The following is a 20896-nucleotide window of genomic DNA, read 5'->3' on the forward strand; positions in this document are numbered from 1 at the left end:
CGGGCAAGGCGCGCCGAGCCGCCAAACGCCGGAAAATCAGCGGCATAAGGCAAAAAGCCATCCTTGCGCCTTGCACCGGCCATGCCTTCGCCCCACTCTCCCGTGAATCGGTAGAAAGAGGAATTCGAGGGGCAAATCACGGATGGAGCATGCGATCTATCTCGTCACGCTGGTCGGCACAGCGCTAGTCGTCGCCGCAGCGTTCTCGAGCCTGATCGCCTTCCGCTTCGGCGCCCCTTTGCTGCTGCTCTTCCTCTGCATCGGCCTCGCCAGCGGCGTCGATGGTCTCGGTATCGAATTCGACAATGCGCGCGTGGCATATTTTGCCGGCTCGCTGGCGCTGGCGGTCATCCTGTTCGATTCCGGTTTCGGCACGCCGCTCAACGCGCTGCGCCAGGCGGCCGGACCGGCGGTGTCGCTGGCGACCTTCGGCGTAATCCTGACCACTGGCCTGTTCGGCGCCGCCGCCTATTACCTGCTCGACCTCAGCTGGCTGGAATCCTTCCTGCTCGGCGCCGCGGTCGCCTCGACCGATGCGGCGGCCGTCTTCTTCCTGCTACGCGCCGGCGAGATCAATCTGCGCGAACGCGTGCGCGCGACACTGGAAGTCGAATCCGGCACCAACGACCCGATCGCCATCTTCCTGACCATCACGCTGGTCGAGATCATCGCCGCCCACGCCAATCCCGAGACCCATGTGCTGGTCACCGACCTGATCCTCGGCTTCCTGCTCAATATGGGGCTCGGCGCCGTCGTCGGCGTGCTTGGCGGGCTCGGCATCGTGCGCCTCGTCGACCGGCTCAACCTTGACCATGGCTTGCTGCCGATCTTCGTGCTGACCCTGTCACTGATGGTGTTCGCCGCGGCCGGCGCCATTGGGGGCTCGGGCTTCCTGGCGGTCTATCTCGCCGGGCTCATTGCCGGCAACTCCGACATCCGCGCCGTCACCATCCTGAAGCGCTTCCAGGACGGCATGTCGTGGCTGGCACAGATCATCATGTTCCTGATCCTCGGCCTGTTCGCGACACCCTCGCAGTTTCCGGCGATCATGGTGCCGGCGGTGCTGCTCGGCCTATTCCTGATGTTTGTCGCGCGCCCTGTCGCCGTCTGGCTCTGCCTGATTCCGTTCCGCCTGCCGCGTCCCGAGATCGCGTTCGTCTCCTGGGTCGGCCTGCGCGGCGCCGTGTCCATCCTGCTTGCCATCACCCCGCTGCTCGGCGGACTGGAGAACGGCCGCACCATCTTCAACGTCGCCTTCATCATCGTGCTGGTATCGCTGGTGGTGCAGGGCTGGTCGGTCGGTCCGCTGGCGCGCCGGCTCGGCCTGATCGTGCCGGCGAGGCTCGGGCCGCTCGACAAGGTCGAACTCGAACTGCCGGGCTCCGCCCATCACGAACTGCTCGCCTACCGCGTGGCGCCCGGCAGCCCGGTGGCGCGCGGCGAGCGTATCCCGCGCTGGGCACGGCCCTCGTTGGTGCTGCGCGACGGCCGCTCGATGCGTTTCCAGGACATGGGCCGGCTCGCGGCCGGCGACCAGGTTTATATCTTCGTGCCCGACCGCTATCCGCGCCTGCTTGACAAGCTGTTTGCCAGCCGCGCCGTAGTCGACCCCGAGGATGCCGACTTCTTCGGCGCCTTCGCCGTCGATCCCGCCCGCTCGGCCGCAGAGCTCGAGGCCGCATACACACCGGGATTGAGCGAAGCCGAGCAGAAGCTCACCGTCGGCGCGCTGGTGACGGCAAGGCTTGGCGGCCATGCCGAATATGCCGACCGGGTGCTGATCGGCCCGATCGAATTGATCGTCCGCGACGTCGACGACAAGGGCAAGATCACCGGTCTCGGCCTCTCCTTCGAGCCGACCGCGCCGGTGGCGCGGGTTCCGGTGTTCCTGAGCGCCGGCGAGATCGGCGATCGTGTCTCCGCCTTCATCCGCAACTGGCGCAAGCCGACCGAGACGCAGACTGCAGAGGCGACAGCCAATGAGAAGGCCCTTGAGCCGACGGCGGAAAAGATAACGACAGAAGGCTGACAAGCGATCGGTTCACGCTGACGTCCCGCATCATCACGACAGCCTTCGCCTTGATCTCAAAATTTAGCTCGCACCCCGGCTCAAGCCTTGCATCGTCATCGATGCGAGGTATGGTCCCGGCGATTTTCCACGGAAAGGAACCCGCATGGCCGCCTTCAAGACACTCGACGATATCGGCAATATCAGCGGCAAGCGCGTGCTGGTGCGCGTCGACCTCAACGTTCCCGTCGCCGATGGCAAGGTCACCGACGCCACCCGAATCGAACGCATCGCACCGACCATCGCCGAACTGTCCGGCAAGGGCGCCAAGGTCATCCTGCTCGCGCATTTCGGCCGCCCGAAGGATGGTCCCTCGCCCGAATTCTCGCTGAGGCCGATCGCCAAGGCTACCGCGGAGGTGCTTGGCCGCCCGGTCGGCTTTGCCAGCGATTGCGTCGGCGACACGGCGGGCAGTGCGGTCGCCGCCATGAACAAGGGCGATGTGCTGCTGCTGGAAAACACCCGCTTCCACAAGACCGAGGAGAAGAACGATCCTGATTTCACAGAGCGGCTCGCCGCCAATGGCGACATCTTCGTCAATGACGCCTTTTCCGCCGCCCACCGGGCGCACTCCTCGACCGAAGGCCTGGCGCGGCTGTTGCCGTCCTATGCCGGCCGCACCATGCAGGCCGAGCTCGAGGCGCTGGAGAAGGGGCTCGGCAATCCGGTCCGCCCTGTCGTCGCCATTGTCGGCGGCGCCAAGGTGTCGACCAAGATCGACCTGTTGATGAACCTGGTGAAGAAGGTCGACGCGCTGGTGATCGGCGGCGGCATGGCCAACACTTTTCTCGCCGCGCGTGGCACCGCTGTCGGCAAGTCGCTGTGCGAGCATGACCTTGCCGCGACCGCCAAGCAGATCATGATCGAGGCCGCCGAGGCCGGCTGCGCCATCATCCTGCCTGTCGACGGTGTCGTCGCCAAGGAATTCAAGGCGGGTGCGGCCAGCGAGACCGTTGCCATTTCGGATGTCCCGGCTGACGGCATGATCCTCGATGTCGGCGAAAAGACCGTGAAGACGATCGGTGAATGGATCGACCGCGCCGCGACGCTGGTCTGGAACGGCCCGCTCGGCGCCTTCGAGATCGAGCCTTTCGACCACGCCACGGTGGCTGCGGCAAAGCACGCGGCGTCCCGCACCAGGGCCGGCAAGCTGGTCTCGGTCGCCGGTGGCGGGGACACGGTGGCCGCCCTCAACCATGCCGGCGTCGCCGACGATTTCACCTATGTCTCGACCGCCGGCGGCGCTTTCCTCGAATGGATGGAAGGCAAGCCGCTGCCCGGCGTCGACGTGCTGAAGAAACAAGCCTGACCGGATTGGGGGGCACAAAAACGGACGCCAGGAACTTTCAACCGATTCGAGCTTTCCGATGCCATTCCTTTGGCGGTAGAGTTCCGTTAAGCGCGGAACAACGCCGTCAAGGAGAAGCAAAATGAGCGAACGTCTCGAAGACATTGCCGCCGCGATGGTGGCCGGCGGCAAGGGCCTGCTGGCCGCCGATGAGAGCTCCGGCACCATCAAGAAGCGCTTCGACGTCATCGGCGTCGAATCGACGGCCGACAGCCGCCGCGACTACCGCGAGATGATGTTCCGCGCCACGGACGCGATGACGAAGTACATCTCCGGCGTCATTCTCTACGACGAGACCATCCGTCAGAAGGCTGCCGACGGCACGCCTCTGGTCGACATCATCAAGGCGGCGGGCGCCATCCCCGGCATCAAGGTCGATGCCGGCGCCAAGCCGCTGGCCGGCTTTCCCGGCGATACCGTTACCGAAGGCCTCGACGGCCTGCGCGAACGGCTCGCGGATTATTACAAGCTCGGCGCCCGCTTCGCCAAATGGCGCGCGGTGATCGACATCGACACCGGCAAGGGCGTGCCCTCGGTCAATTCGATTGGCTCCAACGCCCATGCGCTGGCCCGCTATGCCGCACTGTGCCAGGAGGCCGGCATCGTGCCGATCGTCGAGCCGGAAGTGCTGATGGACGGCGCGCACGACATCGACACCTGCTACGACATCTCGAAGGCAACGCTGATCAAGCTCTATGACGAGCTGCATGCGGCGCGCGTTGTGCTGGAAGGCACCATCCTGAAGCCGAACATGGTGCTGGCCGGCAGGAAGTCGGGCAAGGTGAGCAGCCCCGAAGAGGTCGCGGAAAAGACCATAAAACTGTTCCGCGAAACCGTACCGGCAGCGGTGCCGGGCATCGCCTTCCTTTCGGGCGGGCAGTCGGACGAGGAGGCGACCGCCAACCTCAACGCCATCAACGCCATCGGGCCGCATCCGTGGAAGCTGACCTTCTCCTATGGCCGCGCCTTGCAGGCCGCCCCACAAAAGGCCTGGAGCGGCAAGGCATCGAACGTCGCCTCCGGCCAGGCCGCCTTCACCCATCGTGCCCACATGAACCATCTGGCGGCGCTGGGACGATGGACGGCGAGCCTCGAACAGGCCGCCTGAGCGCAGTCCTCCCGTTGTCATACAACCCGGGCCGATGCGCCCGGGTTTTGTTTATGACAAGGCGGGCTTGGGACGGAGTTCGCCCATCCTTATCTCCTTTTCGGCAAAAGCTGACGGCGATGTCGGTTTCTGCCCACCCCGAACGTCCTTGGGTGAACAGACAGGGAGAACTTCATGACTCGCAAGAAGGTGGTTTCGCGTGAAGACTGGTTTGAGGCGCACAAGGCGCATCTGGCGCGCGAGAAGGAATTGACACGGTTGCGTGAGCGCATCGCCGCCGAGCGGCGTGAACTGCCCTGGATGAAAATCCGCAAGGACTATGTCTTCGAGACCGAGCAGGGTCCGAAGAACCTGGCCGGACTGTTCGGCGCCAACAGCCAACTGATCGTCTACCACTTCATGATGACGCCAGGATCGAACCACCGCTGCGAAGGCTGCTCCTTCCTTGCCGACCATATAGACGGCGCCGATCAGCATCTCAGGCGCCACGACGTGTCGCTGGTGGTGGTTGCGCGCGCGCCGCTGGCGGAACTGCTGCCTTACAAGCAGCGTATGGGCTGGAAATTCGACTGGGTGTCGTCCTACGCCTCGGATTTCAACTTCGACATGCAGGTCTCCTTCACCGACAAGCAGATCGCGGCCGGCGACACCACCTACAATTTCGAGACGCGTCCGCGCACGTCAAAGGACCTTCCCGGCACCAGTGTTTTCTACAAGGACGAGAACGGCGACGTCTTTCTCACCTTTATGTCGCGCGCCCGCGGCGGCGAGGCGCAGATCGGCACCTATGACTATCTCGATATAACGCCGAAGGGCCGCGGCGAAAATGGCCCTTATCAAAGCCTGATGGACTGGGTGCGGCTGCATGACGAATATCAGGAAAAGCAGGCAGCTAAGGAAAACTGCTGCGACTAGAAGCGCGTTCACCTGCGCCCAAACATGCGCTAAGGCTGCCGTTAACCTCTAACGGTATTGCCATGCGCTTCCCGGCCCTTCTTACCTGGCTCGCCTACCCCGTCTATGTCTGGCAGGGCCTCGGCGTGCGCCGCCGCACCACCCGCATGCTGCCGGCACAAGGGCCGGTCATGCACGAAATATCGGGCAAGGCGCCGGCCATCTCGCTGCTGGTGCTGGGCGATTCCTCGGCCGCTTCCGTCGGCATCGGCAATTCCGAGAACGGGCTTGCCGCGCAGCTTGCCGTCATGATCGCGCAACGAACCGGCCTTGCCGTGCGCTGGCGCGCCGCCGGCTTCAACTCGGCAACGTCGGGCCAGATCCGCGACCATGTGCTGCCCAACCTGTCGGCCGATCGGTGGACGCATATAGTGCTGGCCATCGGCACCAACGACACCAAGAATTTCCACTCGGTGCCGCGCTTCAAGAAAGAGTTCGGCGGCCTGCTTTACGCGCTGCGCGCCAAATGGCCGGAGGCCCGCGTCGTCTGGTCGCCGGTGCTGGAATTCACCCGTGCGCCGGCCATGCCGCCGCTGCTCGGCAAGATACTCGAAATCCGCGCTACCGCAATGAACCGCATGGGCGAGCGCCTCTGTTTCGAGCGCGGCGCCGTGCCGGCGCCACGGCTGCCGATCACCAACCCTGAGGCCGGCTTTGCCTCCGATGGCTTTCATGCCTCGGAAGCCGGTTACCGCGCCTGGGCCGAACATCTGGTCGGATGGGTGCTCGCCGATTGACCTGAGGGGGCACAAGCTCGGACTGGTGGGCTTCAGAGAACTGACGCGGGTATTTCCAAATACTGTTGATTGCAGCCTGCTTCCAATGGATCTGAGCCAGAATATCATCCAGCAGCAATGGACGAGCTACGGCCTGGATTCCGAAACCGGCAACGACACCTGCACGCTGACCGGCAACCGCGCCGAATCGAGCAAGCATGTCATTCCGGCCGGCCCGGCCAACGCCACGCCTTTTATTGCGGCGAACCTGCCGGAATTCATGACGACGCGCGGTGGCGATTACTTCTTCGTGCCCAGCCTCAACGCCATCCGGATGATTGCCATGGGAACGGTGGACCCGACCTGACCCTCAAGGCTATGCCCAGTGCCCCAGCGCACCCGCCAGCGCGATGGCCGCCATGGCGATCAGGGCCAGCTTCCAGAAATCGCCGCGCCGCTTCAGGCCCGGCCAGCCGAGCGGCTTGATCAGCTGAATGGCCATCATGCCGATGATGACGAGCGCGAGGAGTTTCGACATGCCCGCCTTTGAGCAGCATCGCGACAGGCTGTCAAAGCGGTTCTTGCATGGTCTCGGTCGACTTGGCCATTCCTGACAAAAGGCTCGTTTCCGAACCGACCGCCAAGCACCTCGCAGCTTTCTTCAACGAGCTGACATGCTCCTGACAGACTGCTGTCAGGAGGGGTATGCGATAGTGTCTCCATCAGAGAAGAGGAGATGGTCATGAACAGCTTTGGTATTTTGAACAGCGTACAGCACTATGTCGGCAAGATCCGCACGATGCGCAATGAAGTCCGTACCCAGCGCTTCCTGAACTCCTTGCCGGCGGACATCCGCAAGGACATTGGCTGGCCGGATATGTATGAGGGTCACAGCCGCATTCGCGAGATCTGAGGCGTTTTACCTGACAATGCTTGGATGCGGACCCCGCAACGCCCGGATCATTGACATGGACCCCCGGGCAGCGACCCCTCGGGCTGGCGCAAAAACTTTGGCGCCTGCTACGGACAATGCTGAAGGCTCCTGACAGAATGCTGTCAGGAGCACCATGCCATAAACGTGTCAGGAGACATGAATGGTGAAAAGCTGGAACGACAGGCTGAACACGCCGGGCGTCAACGGCGTGAAGCCGACGCCACGCACAATGGGCGACGTCGTCGAGGGCCAGCCGATGCTGGTGCCGACGCCCCGTCAGGTCGATGATTTCATCCGCACGATCCCCAACGGCGTCGAGATGGATGTACGCGCCTTGCGCACTGCGCTCGCCATCGAGCATGGGGCGCAAGTGACATGTCCGGTCACCATCGGCTATCATCTGCGCACCGTCGCCGAAGCCGCCAATGAGGATCTCGAACGCGGCATGACGCTGAACGATATCACGCCGTACTGGCGTGTGCTCGACGTGAACACGCCGACAACGAAGAAATTGTCCTTCGGCGCGGAATTCGTCGCCGTGCAGCGCAAGCGCGAAGGACTTAAACCATAATGCGTGTCGCCCAAAAGTGCGCAGCGGTTTTTGGGAGAACGACAAGCATAAAACAGGAGATGGATGTCACCCGGAACCGGTTTCGGGACCGTGACATTCATAGACAAGCAGCCGAGGGACCATACGATGCGACGTGCCGACAGGCTCTTTCAGATCGTGCAGCACCTGCGTGGCGGCCGGCTGGTCACCGCCCAGAAGCTCGGCACATGGCTCGAGGTTTCCGAGCGGACCATCTACCGCGATATCGCCGATTTGCAGTCGACCGGAGTGCCGATCGACGGCGAGGCCGGCGTCGGCTACATGATGAGGGAGGGTTTCGACCTTCCGCCGCTGATGTTCACGCGTGACGAAATCGTCGCGCTGGTCGCCGGCGCCCGCATGGTGCGGGCCTTTGGCGGCGCGGCCATGGCGCGTGCGGCCGACGAGGCGCTGGTCAAGATCGGCGCCGTCCTGCCCGACGCCGAGAAGGACCGCATCGCCCGCACCGAGATCCACACGCCGATGTGGGTGGTGAGCGACGCCGCGCGTGAGGCGATCGACGTGATCGAGCGCGCTGTCGAGAAGCGACAGGTGCTGACCATCGACTACCGCGACGAGGCCGGCCGCGGCACCGGGCGTGACATCCGTCCGCTCGGTCTGTGGTTCTGGGGCAAGGTATGGACGCTGGTTGCCTGGTGCGAGATGCGCGACGATTTCCGCGCCTTCCGCATCGACCGCATCGCCTCGGTGGTCATCGCCGGCCGCATCTTCAAGCCTGAGCGCGGCAAGCAGCTTGCCGACTTCTACCGCGCCGTCGAACGCTCGGAGGACTATGGCATGACGCCGGACCGGGCGGCGCGCAGCTGAGACTTCGATAATCAATGAAAAAGCCCGCTCGATGAACTGACCCCATAAAGTTGGACGGTTCATTGAGCTGGTAGGTTTAAGGGCTGGTTCCTGTATTGCACAGGGGCCAGCCCTTTCAGTTTCAGTTTGATGCGGCGGTGGTTGTAGTAGTCGATGTAGTCCGTGATGGCGTCGTCCAGGCTTTGAACGGTGTCGAAGGTTCCGGGATGGAAGAGCTCGGATTTGAGGATGGCAAAGAAGCTCTCCATTGGGGCGTTGTCGAGGCAATTGCCTTTGCGTGACATGCTCTGTTGAAGGCCTCTGGCTTCCAGCCTGCGTTGGAATGCCGACATTTGATACTGCCATCCCTGATCGGAATGCAGGATCGGCCGTTCGTCCTCACCAAGCCGGGCGAGGGCTTTGGTCAGCATATTGTCCACCAGTTTGAAGCGTGGCCGCCGCGCCGTCTCGAACGCGACGATCTCGCCATTGTAGAGGTCCATGACCGGGGACAGGTAGAGCTTGTCGCCGGCCAGGCTGAACTCCGTCACGTCGGTCACCCATTTGCGGTTAGCCCGGTCGGCGCCGAACTTGCGCTGCAACAGATCGGGAGCGGTCCGCCCAGCCTCGCCCCTGTAGGAGCGATACTTCTTCGGCCTGACCAGCGACTTCAATCCCATCCCGGCCATCAGGCTCTGGACGGTCTTGTGGTTGACGCGCCGGCCCAACCGGTGCAGTTGCGCAGTCACCCGGCGATAGCCGTAGCGACCCTTGTGGCTGTCGAAGATGGCCTTGATCGCCGCCTTCAGCGCCGCATGGCGGTCCGAGCGCTTCGCTGCTTTCTGTCTGTAATAGAACGTGCTGCGCGCAAGCTTCGCCAGCTCGAGCAGCCCCTCAAGCGAATGCAACGGCCTTAACGCCTGGACGGCTTGCGCTTTTTGGGCGCATGTCCCTGCGTTAAGGCCTCCAGTTTTTTTAGGTAGTCGTTCTCCATCCGCAGATGCTTCAGCTCAGCCAGCAGTTCTTCGCGGCTTTTGGCCTCGTCACTGGCTGCAACAGGCACTACGGGGGACGGCGGCTTTGACATGGGTCGTCCTCTGGGACGTGGGCCGAGCGCCTCTATCCCGCCCGCATGATAGCGCTTCTCCCAGCCCGTCAGGCAACTGGCATTGCGGATATTGAACAATGCAGCCGTCTGCCGATACGACAGACCTTCCTCCCACATCCGCTCAAGCACCGACAGCCTGAACGCCGCGTCATAACGATCGTACTTGGCAGATAGCCCGGCATCTCCATGGGCCTGGTACAACGCAACCCACTTGCGAACAGTGGCCGCATCAACGCCATGCATTGACGCCGCGCTCGCGTAGCCCTCATCCTCGCCTAAATAGATGTCGACAACCGAGCGCTTGAAACTCTCGCTGTATTTGGACATGCAAAACCCCCGAAGGTTGTGTCCAACTTTCGGGGGTCAGTTCACGAAGCGGGCTTTTTTGATGAACTGTCGCAAACCTTACTCGTCGTCCGCATCTTCCTTCTTGGACTTGAGCGCCGAGAGCTTGGCGAACACGGCGTTTGCGTCGAGCTCGGCATCCTCGTCCTTCGGCTTCTCCGGCGCCGGCACCAGGCGCTCGGTCACGGCAGCCGGCAGCAGCGTGTCGCCGACAGGCTGCGCCTGCTCGCGGCCGCGCGAGGCGCGGTTGACTTCCATGTCGAGGTCGATCTGCGAAGCGAGACCCAGCGTCACCGGGTCCATCGGCTGCAGATTGGCCGAATTCCAGTGCTTGCGCTCGCGGATCTGTTCGATCGTCGACTTGGTCGTGCCGACCAGGCGCGAAATCTGCGCGTCCTTCAATTCCGGATGGTTGCGGACCAGCCACAGGATGGCGTTGGGCCGGTCCTGGCGCTTCGACAGCGGTGTGTAGCGGGGACCCTTGCGCTTGGATTCCGGCACCCGCACCTTGGGGTCGGACAGTTTCAGGCGCTGGTTCGGATCCTTCTCGGCGCGCGCGATCTCGTCGCGGGTCAGCTGTCCGGTCATGATCGGATCCATGCCCTTGATGCCCTGCGCCGATTCGCCGTCGGCGATCGCCTTGACCTCGAGCGGATGCAACCCGCAGAACTGCGCGATCTGCTCGAAGGAAAGCGCGGTGTTGTCGACCAGCCAGACGGCGGTCGCCTTGGGCATCAGCAGCGTATTGGCCATTTCAAAAATCCTTCTCGTTCGCCCGCGTTCCCGCGCGGGCGGTGGTTTAGAGCCACCAAAATGGGAAATTCGCGGCCTGTATAACCGCTCCGCTGCCGTTTCGCAATGTTTTTGGCGCAGGGCGCAGCCGTCGGACACCGGACAGCGGGGGAGGCCAGGAGGACCTCGGCTCCGGCGATCATTGATGCCGAGTTGTACAGGGGGTCCAAGACGACAAAACCCGCCGGACAGGGTCCAGCGGGCTCGGAACCGGCGACGGGATACCGTCTGCGGCGGCTCTTGCTTCTGCCGCGTGGTCAGGCCTCATCGGCCGACCAGGCTTCGAATTAGATGGCCTTGCGGGCAATCCTCTCGATGTCGCCGCGGCTGATGCCGAGGTCGCTGAGCTGACGGGCGTTGAGCTTGTTCAGCTCGCGCACGGTTTCGTTGTACATACGCCAGTTACGGAAAGCGCGGATCGGGTTCATGGTTGTCCTCCAGTTGTTGGATCAAATCGTTTCGATGACGCTTAGATAGGCAGTGCTGCCCACGAATTGAACAGACGTCTTTGCATAGCCGCAATGCAAATGCTGCATTGCAGCATTAAGCTTCTGTTCATCTTGCCGACAGGCTGAGCGCGGAGCATGGCGCGAGGTTCAGGTCAGGCCGAGCAGAGAATGGCGGCTCCCGAGAACCGGAGCGAAGCGTACTTCAGTACGAAGCACCGGCCTACGCCGGCCGTAGCCTTAACTGCCGCAACGCCTCATGAGGGCTTCGGCCGGCGAAGGCCGGAAGCGCAGGGAGCCGCCATTCGCAGGCCGGCCTCGCCTGAATCTCGCCCCATCTAGCCGACGTCGAGAACGATCTTGCCTATATGCTCGCCCTCTTCCATGCGCTCATGCGCCCGCCAGGCGTCGGTCAGCGGGAAGATCATGTCCATCACCGGCGCTACCTTCCGGGTGCCGAGCAGCGGCCACACCTGTGCTTCCAGTGCGGCGGCGAGCGCCGCCTTGAACTCGACCGTGCGAGGCCGCAGCGTCGAGCCGGTGTGGGTCAGCCGCTTGACCATGATTTTCGAGAAATCGGCGCTCGCCACCGCGCCGGCCTGGACGGCGATCTGGACGATCCTGCCCTCGACCGCGGCGGCCTCGTAGTTGCGCGCGATATAGTCGCCGCCGACCATGTCGAGAATGACGTCGGCCCCCTTGCCGCCGGTCGCATCCTTGACCGCCGCGACGAAATCCTCCTCGCGGTAGTTGATCGCCCGGTCGGCGCCGAGTTTCAGGCAGGCGTCGCATTTTTCCTTGCTGCCGGCGGTGGTGACGACATAGGCGCCGAAGGCCGACGCCAGCTGGATCGCCGTGGTGCCGATGCCCGATGAGCCGCCATGGACCAGCAGCGTCTCACCCTTTTTCAGGCCGCCGCGCTCGAACACATTGTGCCAGACGGTGAAATAGTTTTCCGGAACCGCGGCCGCCTCCGTGTGGGTGAAGCCGGCGGGCAGCGGCAGCACGCTGCCGGCATGAACCTTTACATATTCGGCATAACCGCCCCCCGGCGTCAGCGCGCAGACCCGGTCGCCGATGCGCCAGCGCGATATGTCGTCGCCAAGGACGGCCACTTCGCCCGATGCCTCGAGACCGGGCAGGTCGGAAGCGCCGGGCGGCGCCGGATAGGCGCCCTTGCGCTGCTGCACGTCGGGGCGGTTGACGCCGGCCGCACGCACCCGGATCAGGATTTCGCCGGGACCAGGCACCGGCACGTCGCGCGTTTCCGGTTTCAGCACCCGCGGCCCGCCCGGTTGCGAGATTGCAATGGCCGTCATCGTGGCTGGAATTTTATGTCCGCTCGCCATGAAATTTCCCGTCTCGGTCCGCCGGCTGCCAGCTTCTTGCCGGCTGTTTGCATCTGCGCCCCTGCCCTATGTATGCTGATTGCCGGATCAGGCAAATGGCCAAATCAGCCCCAATACTGAATAGGGAGGAGCGACGATGGCGATCTTCGACGACGAACCCAAGAAGAAAGCCCGCCCGCATGAGATCGGACAGGATCTGTCGCTGCTTTCGGTCGGTGACCTGACCGAACGGATCAGCATCCTGCGCGAGGAGATTGCCCGGCTCGAAGCCGAGCTCCAGACCAAGGGCAGCACCAAATCGGCGGCCGAAGCCCTGTTTCGCCGCGGCTAGTTTTCGCGTTAGTTTCGGCGTTGAGCATCCGCCGCCGAAAAGCCCGAATGCGCCTGTCTTCAGACCCCGCCACCGAATCTCCAGACGGATCAAACAATGTTTGCAAGCTACAGGCCGATCCTCTCGCTGCTTCGCGGCACCGCTTTCCTGCTCGCGGCTTCGGGATTGCACGGCCTGTTGTTGCCGTTGCGCGGCCAGCTCGAAGGGTTTTCGACCGCATCGCTCGGCCTGATGGGCACGGCCTGGGCCGGTGGCTTCGTCACCGGCTGCTTCTTCGCACCGCGCCTGGTGCGCCGCGCCGGCCACGTCCGGGCGTTCGGCGCCTTTGCCGCTTCGGGCGCCATCGTGGCGTTGCTTACCGGCCTGATCATCGACGAATATGTCTGGATCCTGCTGCGCGCCTTCACCGGCTTCACCATGGCCGGAGCCTTCATGGTCATCGAAAGCTGGCTGAACGAGAAGGCCACCAACGAGAACCGCGGCACCGTCTTCGGCCTCTACATGATGGTCACCTATGCCTCGATCATGGGCGGCCAGATGATCGTTGCCGGCGGCGACGTCAGATCGGCATCGCTGTTCATGATCACCGGCATATTGTTCTGCCTGTCGCTGATCCCGACCGCGGTGTCGTCGGCTTCGTCTCCCAAGCCTTTGCAGGACGTCAAGCTCGACGTCAAAGGTCTCTACGCCAACTCGCCGGTGTCGGCGATCGCCTGCCTGTTGGTCGGCATCGCCAATGGCGCCTGGGGCACGCTTGGCGCCGTCTACGGCGCCCGTATCGGCATCTCCACCGCCCAGATCGCACTGATGATGAGCCTTGTCGTTATTGCCGGCGCGGCCATGCAGCTTCCGGCCGGACGCCTCTCCGACAAGACCGACCGCCGTTTCGTGCTGGCGGGCGCGGCTTTCGGCGCCGCACTGTTCGCCATCCTGATCTTCCTGTTCGAACCGCGTTCCGCCGTCCTCGTCATTGTCTTCGCCGCTGCCTACGGCGCCTTTGCCTACACGCTCTATTCGATCGCCGTGGCGCATGCCAACGACCACGCCCGATCGGAGGATTTCGTCAAGGTCTCGGGCGGCCTGCTGCTTCTGTATGGCTTCGGAACCATGATCGGGCCCTTGCTGGCTGCCGCCCTGATGGGCTGGCTCCGCCCCGAAGGCCTGTTCCTGGCCACCGCGCTGGCGCATCTCAGCCTCGCCGCCTACACGCTGCTGCGCATCAGCCGCCGCGCGCCGGTGCCGATCGAAGACCGCGATGCCTTCAAGACCCAGCCGGCCGATCGCTCGGTCACCCCTGAAGCACTGCGGCTCAGAAAAGCGGAAGCCGACGGTTGAGATTTGAAAAGCTTTGCCCCACAAGTATAGGCATGATCTTTTCTGACGCCTTCATGGCGATTGCCGACCCCAACCGGCGCTATCTTCTGGAAGAGCTCCGGCGTGGCCCGAAAACCGTCAACGAGCTGGCTTCGGGCCTTCCAGTCTCCCGCCCGGCCGTGTCCCAGCACTTGAAAGTGTTGCTGGACGCCGGTCTGGTTCAGGCCAGGGCCGAGGGCACGAGGCGCGTCTATACAGTCAGCAGTGCCGGCTTCCTCAAGCTCAATATTTGGCTTGATCAGTTCTGGGAAGCATAGGCCGAGATTCCAGCTCGCCTCCCTGGCTTTCAAGTGTCCGTTGCCAGCGCCTTGCCCAGCGCATCGAGCAGGAATCCGGTACCATGCTCGCGCGATGACGGTGTGTCGTGCCCATCGAGAAACGCGCCCTGCTCGGTGAGCACCAGACGCGTGCCCGTGCCTTCCGGGCGAAGCTCAATTGTCGCCAGCGAAACCGAGATTCTGACATCACCGAACAGCATGTCGTAGCTGTAGACGATGCGCTGGTTGGGCACGATGTCCTGATAGGTGGCGGTATAGGTGTGGATCGGCCCGTCCTTCGGCCCGCCGGCTGACCGCCGACGCGAAAATCCATTTCGTGCCTGTGGGTCATCGGGTTGTCGGGGTCGGCGAACCAGCGCCGCTTGGCGGCCGGATCGCTGAGCGCGAAATAGACTTTCGCCGGTGCAAATGGATAGAGGCGCTCGAGGACGAAGGTGGAGTGGACGACGGATCGTTCGGCCATGGTCAGGTCCTCTAGGTCAGCTTGATGGTTTCTGCGCGACGAAGACGCCGTCGCGATAGGACGCGCCGAAATAGACTTCGACGGCGCGCAACCTGTCGTCATGGAACAGATGCAGTTCGGTGTTGCGGAAGGTCTTTCCGTCCGCCGTCTCGCAGCGATAGAGGACAAAGGCGGCGTCCTCGTCCTCGCATATCCGCTCGATGACGATCGAGCTGAAGGCCGGGCTGTCCGGCCAGCAGCGCTCGAAATAGGTCGCACGGTCGATGGCGTCGTCATAGGGGCTGGTGAAGGTGAAATCGTCGGCGAGCACCGCCGCGACGGCAGCCTTGTTATTCGCCTGGTAGGCGGAAAAATAGCCGCGGATCAACTCCGCTCTGCTTTTGCCGGGCATGGTCATTTCTCCTCTGCTTCAGGTCATTCGGTCCCGGCGAGAAAATCGCCGAGCCGGTCGAGCCGACGCTCCCATGTCAGCCGCCGTTCGTTGATCCAGTGTTCTGCGCTGCGCAGCGCCTGCGGCGCGATCTGGCAGGTGCGCACGCGGCCGAGCTTTTCCGAGCGCACCAGCCCGCTTGCTTCGAGCACGTTGAGATGCTGGACGACGGCCGACAGCGACATCGCCAGCGGTTCGGCCAACTGGCTGACCGAGGCCGGCCCACGCGACAGCCGTTCGACCATGCTGCGCCTGGCCGGGTCTGCGAGCGCCTGGAACATCAGGTCGAGCTGGGCGGGATCGTGCAGCATCGCGATCAGCCGTTATTGTAGGGAAAGAACTTGAAGTAGGGCTGCGCCTCCTCGACCACCCGGGCGAAGGACGGCCGCTTGAGCAGGCGGTCGTGGTAGTGTTTCACGGCCGGATAGCTGTCGCCGAACGGCTCGACCTTGTTGGCGTAGAACAGCGCCGGCGAGGCCGCGCAGTCGGCCATGGTGAAGGTGGGGCCGGCCGCCCAGATTTTCGAACGCATCTCCTCCTCGATGATCGCATAGGCGTTGCGCAGTTGCGCGCGCGCTTCCTCGACCCCGAACGGATCGGTCTTGTCCTGCGGGCGCAACCTGTCGCCGACGATCTTCTGCATCGGAGCCTGCACGTAGAAATCGTAGAAACGGTCGGCCTGGCGGACCTGGAGAGCAAGGTCGGCCTCGGCCGGGATGAGCTCGACCGGCCCGGGATAATGCGCGGCCAGATATTCGATGACGATGGTCGATTCCAGCACCGTGCGATTGCGTGCATCGTCACGCAGCGCCGGCATCTTGCCGGTCGGCGACACCTTCAGGAATGCTGCCCGCGACTGCTCGTCGCCGAGGTCGACGATAACCGGCGTGAAGGGCGTGTCGTTCTCGTAGAACGCAATCAGCGGTTTCCAGCAGAACGATGCCAGCGGATGGAAATGGAAGGTCAGGGACATTTTTTGCTCGTCTGTTTGTGGTTCGCCGATGCTGGAGCGGTGCCAGCCTGCGCCGACACTGAAGCAATTACTTAACTATTTCCGTGAGGCGAATGTGTCAAGGTTCCAGACTGCCTTCAGGGTTTGGTATGCGTGACGATGGCGGCAACGATCGTGCCCCAGTCGTCGGGATGCAGTTCGTGGCCACCGCCTTCGACGCGGACAAGCCGCCCGCCGGCAACAGCGTCGGCAAGGGCTGCGCCATGCTCGACCGGAAAGATCGGATCCGATGTCCCGTGAATGACGAGCAGCGGAACCTTGATCTCGCGCAGGCGTCCTTTCAGATCCTCGCAGCTCTTCAGCATGAAATGGTTAGTCGCGCTCAGGAAGCCGCCGGATCGGTCGTAGTCCCGTTCGACGAACGCCCGCATCGCCTTCTCGTCGAAGTGATGCGCGGTGCTGGCGATCGCACGCGCATCCTTGACGACGAAGCCGACCACCTGGTCGCGGTTCGACCAGTCGACTCTGGCGCCATCGGCCGAGTGCTCCATATAGGCTTCGGTCGTTCCCGGCAGCTGCGATGTGTCGATCCCCACCGGCGAACTGCTGATTACGGTCAGCGAGATGACACGCAAGGGATGTTTCAACACCAGTCGTTGCGCGATCATGCCGCCCATCGACATCCCGATCACATGCGCCTTGCCGATGCCGCAACTGTCGAGGACGCGCACCGCATCGTCCGCCATGTCGTCGAACGTATACGGCGGCTCGCCCGGCGTATATTTGGTCGACAGGCCGGTGTCACGATTGTCGTAGCGGATCACGAAGTGGCCTTCGCCGGCGAGCTTTTTGCAGAGCGCCTCCGGCCACCAGAGCATCGAGGCCATGGCGCCCATGATCAGCAGAATGGCTGGATCTCCGGGATCGCCAAACGTCTGGGAGACGATTTCGGGTGCTGCGGCCCTTGTCATGGGACTCTCCTCCTATCGGCCAATCAAAGGCCAATCAAACTGGTTGCATTTTGCAATCGGTTGCACGATAATAAAACTGATACGATAATGCAACCGGTTTTTTGAGGAGAGTCGGATGAAAACCGAACACCGCTCGGGATGCCCTATCAATCTGTCGCTGGAAGTGTTCGGCGATCGCTGGAGCCTGATCATCCTGCGCGACATGATTTTTGGCGGCAAACGCCACTTTCGCGAACTGCTCAACGGCTCGATCGAGGGCATCGCTTCCAATATCCTGGCCGACCGGATGAAGCGGCTGATGGAACTCGGCATGCTGACCAAGGCCGACGACCCCTCGCACAAGCAGAAGGCGATCTACAGCCTGACCGAGATGGCCATCACGCTGGTGCCGATCATGGCGCATCTCGGCGCTTGGGGCCGCGTCTGGCTGCCGGTGAGCGAGGAGCTTTCGATCCGCGCCGAGCTGCTGGAGAAAGGCGGGCCGCCAATGTGGGAGCAGTTCATGGACGAGTTGCGCCACGACCATCTGGGCACGCCTGTCGCCACACCCGCGCAGCCTTCCGTCCGCGCTACATTGCAGGCCGGATATGAGGCGGTGGTAGCCCGCAAGGCGTCGAGCGGCATCGAGGCCCCGGCCGCTTGACCAACTTATTTCCCCATTATCAGGCCGGCTCTGCTATCAAGGGGCTGAAAAACATAATTTACGGGATTGGATAACGCTCTTGGTCGAGAACTCTAAGGATACTGCCCGCGCCAGGGCAGATATGCGTTTCAAGAAGCAGGAAGAGGCAGCCACGGTGCGGCAAAAGGCGATGGCGGAGTATGTCGCCGAGGCCGACGCCCGCCAGGCCAAGACCAACAAGCTCCGGGCATTGCGCCTTGCCAAGGAAGCGGAAGACCTCGCCAACGCCCCTGCCGTTCCGGTCAAGAAAGCGCCCCGAGCCAAGAAAAAATAGCGCGGCCTTCTTCATCGACGCCCGATCTGGATGCCGGCGGATCGTATCCGCCATGTGCCACGATCAGCAATGCCCGCCATTTCCGCTTTCCCACGCGAAGCAATTTCAACCGCAACCGGGATTTCGCATCCCGCATGTCAGGCGATGATTGACGCGTTTTGATCAGGAGACAGCCATGACCGCACTGACCCTCGAAAAAGCCAAGCACATCATCGACGCCGCCTTCGCCAAGGGCGCCGAGCTGAAGCTCAAGCCGCTCGGCGTTTCCGTGCTGGACGCCGGCGCGCATCTCGTCGCCTTCCAGCGTCAGGACGGAGCCTCGTTCCTGCGCCCGCAAATGTCGGCCGGCAAGGCCTATGGCGCGCTCGCCATCGGGATGGGCTCGCGCCGTGTCGAGGCTTTCGCCAAGGAGCGGCCGCATCTCGTCGCCGGCATTTCCGACGTCTCGGGTGGACGCGTGTTGCCAGTCGTCGGCGGCGTGCTGATCCGCGACAAGGCAGGCGCCGCCATCGGCGCCGTCGGAATTTCGGGCGATACGTCGGACAATGACGAGGCCGCCGCCATCGCTGGCATCGAAGCCGCCGGCTTCACCGCCGATCCGGGCTGAGGGGGAGCTTCGTCATCCCAGGGCGAAGCAGGAGCGAAGCTCCGTCGCGAAGACCCCGGGATCCATGCCGCGACCTTTGCCGCAAGTGTAAGCGGAGCAGAATTCTGAACCGTTGCAACGCCTTAGCTTCACGGAATGGATCCCAAGGTCTGCGCCGCGTCGCTTCGCTCCTTGCTTCGCCCCAGGAGGACCAGAAAGAGCAGCCACGCCAATCGCGAACGGATGCGACCATCCAACGAAGGCGGCTAGTTCAAATTTATGTCTCTACTCGCCGACCGCATCGACACCGAAAACCCGGCCAGCACATCGAACAGGGCGATCACCATCAGCGTGAAGAAGACGGAGTGCGCCGCGCCCTTCACCAGCAGGAACTCGACCAGGAACGCCACGAAGACCAGCGTCGACAACAGATGGTCCATGATCGAGGCGTTCGTGGTGCGCACCGACTTCACCATTTCGAGGAACAGGAAGATCAGCCCGATCACCACCATCAGGTCGCCGAGCGTCATCGAGAACACCCCGCCCGACATCATGCTGAACGAGAAGATCTCGGTCGCCCACGGATCGTCGCCGCTGCCGAATATTCCGAGGAGTCCGAGATTGTAGGCCACGAAGGGCACGATCAGCAGCGGGATGGCACCGAACATCAGGCGTCTCCTCTAGCAATTCCAGGAAAGCGGTTTCCCAAGGAATTGCCTAAACAATGGGGGCACCTTCTGTAGAATGCCCCGCAGGCACGCCGTCAAGATTTTTCGCTAGCGCCCGCAAACACGGAAAAAGACCGCGCGAAACAACCCTGTCAGCCACAGTTGCCCCGGCTGACCACCGACACGCCGGGATTCAGCGCTTGAACTGGCCTGTCCGCACGGCGGCGCCGATAGCGTTGAGGATGAAAAGGCCGGCGGTCATCGAGGTGATCTCGTTGACGTCGCGCGCCGGCGCGATCTCGACGATGTCGATGCCGACGACACGTCCCTTGGCGAACAGCCCCTTGATCAGTTCGATCGTCTGCCGGTAGCTGATGCCGCCAGGCGCCGGGCCTTCGACCGCCGGCATGACAGCGGGATCGAGACCGTCGGCATCGATGGTCAGGTAATAGCGGCCACGGTCCGGGATGCGCTTGAGCAGCGCCGCCGTACCGATATCCTGCCATTCATTGGCGGTGACGATGTTGGAGCCGTAGGCGCGGGCCGCCTCGACCTCCTCGAGCCGGGCGCTGCCCTGGCCGCGGATGCCGAGCTGGAAAATCCCGGCTATATGCGCCATCTCCGAAGCGCGGCGGATGGGGCTGGAATAGCCTTCCCTGACCCCGTTGACATTGTCGCGCCAGTCGAGATGGGCATCGATCTGAACCAGGGTGATCGGCCCTTCGCCGTCAAGCGCCCGCAGGATCGGGATCGGAATGCCGTGATCGCCGCCAATGGTGATCGGCAAGGCGCCGGCGACGCGGATCTTTCGGATCGCCGCTTCGGCCAACCTGTAGTGGCCGCCGGCGGCATCGCCGGGGACATCGCCGACATCGACCACCTTGACGTCCTGCCCGTCAAACAGGGTTCCGCCAATGTCGAAATCATAGCGGTCGAGCCCGAGGCTGATGCGCTGCGAGGCGCGCCGCACCGCCGTCGGCGCGTTGGTCTGGTCGTTGACCAACTCGTCGATCGTGTAGGGACTGCCGTAAGGCATGCCGATGATGGCGACATCCGCCTTCAGCGCATCGAGGTCCTCGACCAGCGGGAAGTTCATGAAGGTCTGGCAGATATCGCGCGGTGCTGTGGTGAGCTTGGTCATGCGGTCCCTCTGAAGCCGGTCGATCATCGCGCGGAAGCGCCGCGACAAGGCATCACTCAATACAGCACCGCCGCCGCAGCTTGTATCGCCACGGACGCCCGGTCTTTGGCATAGTTGGCGGCGCGACGCGCACCAAACGCAAAAAAACCGGCCAATGGCCGGTTCTTTTGGCATTCAAACCC

At 63.1% G+C, this 20896-nt stretch carries 27 protein-coding genes; 15 read left to right on the plus strand and 12 right to left on the minus strand.

What is annotated here, in order from left to right:
- Positions 1-142: 142 nt before the first annotated feature.
- The 6 genes from NLY36_RS12515 to NLY36_RS12540 all read left to right on the plus strand — a co-directional run bounded on the left by NLY36_RS12515 (position 143) and on the right by NLY36_RS12540 (position 6561).
- Positions 143-2029: a potassium/proton antiporter gene (locus NLY36_RS12515; RefSeq protein WP_023683985.1), complete on the plus strand. Its 1887-nt coding sequence runs from the start codon at positions 143-145 to the stop codon at positions 2027-2029.
- A gap of 145 nt (positions 2030-2174) precedes the next feature.
- Positions 2175-3377, plus strand: coding sequence for a phosphoglycerate kinase (locus tag NLY36_RS12520; protein ID WP_023735226.1), 1203 nt, complete (start codon positions 2175-2177; stop codon positions 3375-3377).
- 121 nt (positions 3378-3498) lie between these two features.
- Positions 3499-4524, plus strand: coding sequence for a class I fructose-bisphosphate aldolase (locus NLY36_RS12525; RefSeq protein WP_023727302.1), 1026 nt, complete (start codon positions 3499-3501; stop codon positions 4522-4524).
- A 174-nt stretch (positions 4525-4698) separates the two neighbouring features.
- Positions 4699-5439 (plus strand): DUF899 domain-containing protein, encoded by a 741-nt coding sequence (locus tag NLY36_RS12530; RefSeq protein ID WP_023735227.1) that lies wholly within the window; start codon positions 4699-4701, stop codon positions 5437-5439.
- A gap of 62 nt (positions 5440-5501) precedes the next feature.
- Positions 5502-6215, plus strand: coding sequence for an SGNH/GDSL hydrolase family protein (locus tag NLY36_RS12535; RefSeq protein ID WP_023683989.1), 714 nt, complete (start codon positions 5502-5504; stop codon positions 6213-6215).
- A 25-nt stretch (positions 6216-6240) separates the two neighbouring features.
- Entirely contained in the window at positions 6241-6561 is a 321-nt protein-coding gene (locus NLY36_RS12540; RefSeq protein WP_155924185.1) for a hypothetical protein, read from the plus strand.
- 9 nt (positions 6562-6570) lie between these two features.
- Here the strand turns inward: NLY36_RS12540 and NLY36_RS12545 are convergent, their stop codons facing one another.
- Positions 6571-6732: a hypothetical protein gene (locus NLY36_RS12545; RefSeq protein WP_023683991.1), complete on the minus strand. Its 162-nt coding sequence runs from the start codon at positions 6730-6732 to the stop codon at positions 6571-6573.
- A gap of 204 nt (positions 6733-6936) precedes the next feature.
- Here NLY36_RS12545 and NLY36_RS12550 point away from each other — a divergent pair, with 204 nt between their 5' ends.
- The 3 genes from NLY36_RS12550 to NLY36_RS12560 all read left to right on the plus strand — a co-directional run bounded on the left by NLY36_RS12550 (position 6937) and on the right by NLY36_RS12560 (position 8545).
- Positions 6937-7107 (plus strand): hypothetical protein, encoded by a 171-nt coding sequence (locus NLY36_RS12550; protein ID WP_023670139.1) that lies wholly within the window; start codon positions 6937-6939, stop codon positions 7105-7107.
- Positions 7108-7288: 181 nt separating this feature from the next.
- Entirely contained in the window at positions 7289-7699 is a 411-nt protein-coding gene (locus NLY36_RS12555) for a hypothetical protein (RefSeq protein WP_031196067.1), read from the plus strand.
- A 126-nt stretch (positions 7700-7825) separates the two neighbouring features.
- The gene (locus NLY36_RS12560; RefSeq protein WP_023683994.1) at positions 7826-8545 is read left to right on the plus strand and encodes a helix-turn-helix transcriptional regulator; all 720 of its coding nucleotides are present in this window, start codon (positions 7826-7828) and stop codon (positions 8543-8545) included.
- Positions 8546-8604: 59 nt separating this feature from the next.
- Here NLY36_RS12560 and NLY36_RS12565 read toward each other — a convergent pair.
- The 4 genes from NLY36_RS12565 to NLY36_RS12580 form a co-directional block, all read right to left on the minus strand.
- A protein-coding gene (locus NLY36_RS12565) for an IS3 family transposase (protein ID WP_502882028.1) occupies positions 8605-9959 on the minus strand; the annotation gives its coding sequence in 2 pieces (ribosomal slippage) (positions 8605-9480 and positions 9483-9959; 1353 coding nt in all).
- Positions 9960-10037: 78 nt separating this feature from the next.
- Positions 10038-10730: a DUF1013 domain-containing protein gene (locus NLY36_RS12570; RefSeq protein WP_023670142.1), complete on the minus strand. Its 693-nt coding sequence runs from the start codon at positions 10728-10730 to the stop codon at positions 10038-10040.
- A gap of 326 nt (positions 10731-11056) precedes the next feature.
- The gene (locus NLY36_RS12575) at positions 11057-11197 is read right to left on the minus strand and encodes a DUF1127 domain-containing protein (RefSeq protein WP_023670143.1); all 141 of its coding nucleotides are present in this window, start codon (positions 11195-11197) and stop codon (positions 11057-11059) included.
- Positions 11198-11553: 356 nt separating this feature from the next.
- On the minus strand, positions 11554-12564 hold the full coding sequence (locus NLY36_RS12580; RefSeq protein ID WP_032903975.1) for an NAD(P)H-quinone oxidoreductase: 1011 nt from the start codon (positions 12562-12564) through the stop codon (positions 11554-11556).
- Between the two features lie 136 nt (positions 12565-12700).
- On the opposite strand from NLY36_RS12580, the gene NLY36_RS12585 reads away from it, so the two are divergent.
- From NLY36_RS12585 to NLY36_RS12595, 3 genes are all read left to right on the plus strand, one after another.
- The gene (locus NLY36_RS12585) at positions 12701-12895 is read left to right on the plus strand and encodes a DUF1192 domain-containing protein (protein WP_023670145.1); all 195 of its coding nucleotides are present in this window, start codon (positions 12701-12703) and stop codon (positions 12893-12895) included.
- A gap of 96 nt (positions 12896-12991) precedes the next feature.
- Complete coding sequence (locus NLY36_RS12590) at positions 12992-14230, plus strand: MFS transporter (protein ID WP_023683997.1); 1239 nt, start codon at positions 12992-12994, stop codon at positions 14228-14230.
- Positions 14231-14262: 32 nt separating this feature from the next.
- Positions 14263-14526 carry an ArsR/SmtB family transcription factor gene (locus tag NLY36_RS12595; RefSeq protein WP_023690079.1) on the plus strand — a complete coding sequence of 88 codons (264 nt, stop codon included), beginning with the start codon at positions 14263-14265 and terminating at the stop codon, positions 14524-14526.
- A gap of 29 nt (positions 14527-14555) precedes the next feature.
- On the opposite strand, the gene NLY36_RS31540 is transcribed toward NLY36_RS12595, so the two are convergent.
- The 5 genes from NLY36_RS31540 to NLY36_RS12620 form a co-directional block, all read right to left on the minus strand.
- A complete protein-coding gene (locus tag NLY36_RS31540; protein WP_023699360.1) occupies positions 14556-14780 on the minus strand; it encodes an SRPBCC domain-containing protein in 225 nt (74 codons plus the stop codon).
- A 246-nt stretch (positions 14781-15026) separates the two neighbouring features.
- On the minus strand, positions 15027-15401 hold the full coding sequence (locus NLY36_RS12605; RefSeq protein WP_032887163.1) for a nuclear transport factor 2 family protein: 375 nt from the start codon (positions 15399-15401) through the stop codon (positions 15027-15029).
- Between the two features lie 23 nt (positions 15402-15424).
- The gene (locus NLY36_RS12610) at positions 15425-15751 is read right to left on the minus strand and encodes an ArsR/SmtB family transcription factor (RefSeq protein ID WP_023699361.1); all 327 of its coding nucleotides are present in this window, start codon (positions 15749-15751) and stop codon (positions 15425-15427) included.
- A 5-nt stretch (positions 15752-15756) separates the two neighbouring features.
- Complete coding sequence (locus NLY36_RS12615) at positions 15757-16413, minus strand: glutathione S-transferase family protein (protein WP_023683999.1); 657 nt, start codon at positions 16411-16413, stop codon at positions 15757-15759.
- A gap of 116 nt (positions 16414-16529) precedes the next feature.
- Complete coding sequence (locus NLY36_RS12620) at positions 16530-17363, minus strand: alpha/beta fold hydrolase (protein WP_023699362.1); 834 nt, start codon at positions 17361-17363, stop codon at positions 16530-16532.
- A gap of 115 nt (positions 17364-17478) precedes the next feature.
- Between NLY36_RS12620 and NLY36_RS12625 the strand changes: the two genes are divergently transcribed.
- From NLY36_RS12625 to NLY36_RS12635, 3 genes are all read left to right on the plus strand, one after another.
- Entirely contained in the window at positions 17479-18006 is a 528-nt protein-coding gene (locus NLY36_RS12625; protein ID WP_023684001.1) for a winged helix-turn-helix transcriptional regulator, read from the plus strand.
- 79 nt (positions 18007-18085) lie between these two features.
- The gene (locus tag NLY36_RS12630; protein WP_023684002.1) at positions 18086-18319 is read left to right on the plus strand and encodes a hypothetical protein; all 234 of its coding nucleotides are present in this window, start codon (positions 18086-18088) and stop codon (positions 18317-18319) included.
- A 175-nt stretch (positions 18320-18494) separates the two neighbouring features.
- Positions 18495-18926: a GlcG/HbpS family heme-binding protein gene (locus tag NLY36_RS12635; protein WP_023684003.1), complete on the plus strand. Its 432-nt coding sequence runs from the start codon at positions 18495-18497 to the stop codon at positions 18924-18926.
- Positions 18927-19171: 245 nt separating this feature from the next.
- On the opposite strand, the gene NLY36_RS12640 is transcribed toward NLY36_RS12635, so the two are convergent.
- Both NLY36_RS12640 and NLY36_RS12645 read right to left on the minus strand, forming a co-directional pair.
- Positions 19172-19573 (minus strand): hypothetical protein, encoded by a 402-nt coding sequence (locus tag NLY36_RS12640; RefSeq protein WP_023670154.1) that lies wholly within the window; start codon positions 19571-19573, stop codon positions 19172-19174.
- Positions 19574-19766: 193 nt separating this feature from the next.
- Positions 19767-20714, minus strand: a complete 948-nt coding sequence (locus NLY36_RS12645; RefSeq protein ID WP_031249426.1) for an agmatinase — start codon at positions 20712-20714, stop codon at positions 19767-19769.
- Positions 20715-20896 lie beyond the last annotated feature (182 nt).

Origin of the sequence: Mesorhizobium sp. C399B, from assembly GCF_030323185.1 — a bacterium.
In the GTDB taxonomy this organism is placed as follows: domain Bacteria; phylum Pseudomonadota; class Alphaproteobacteria; order Rhizobiales; family Rhizobiaceae; genus Mesorhizobium.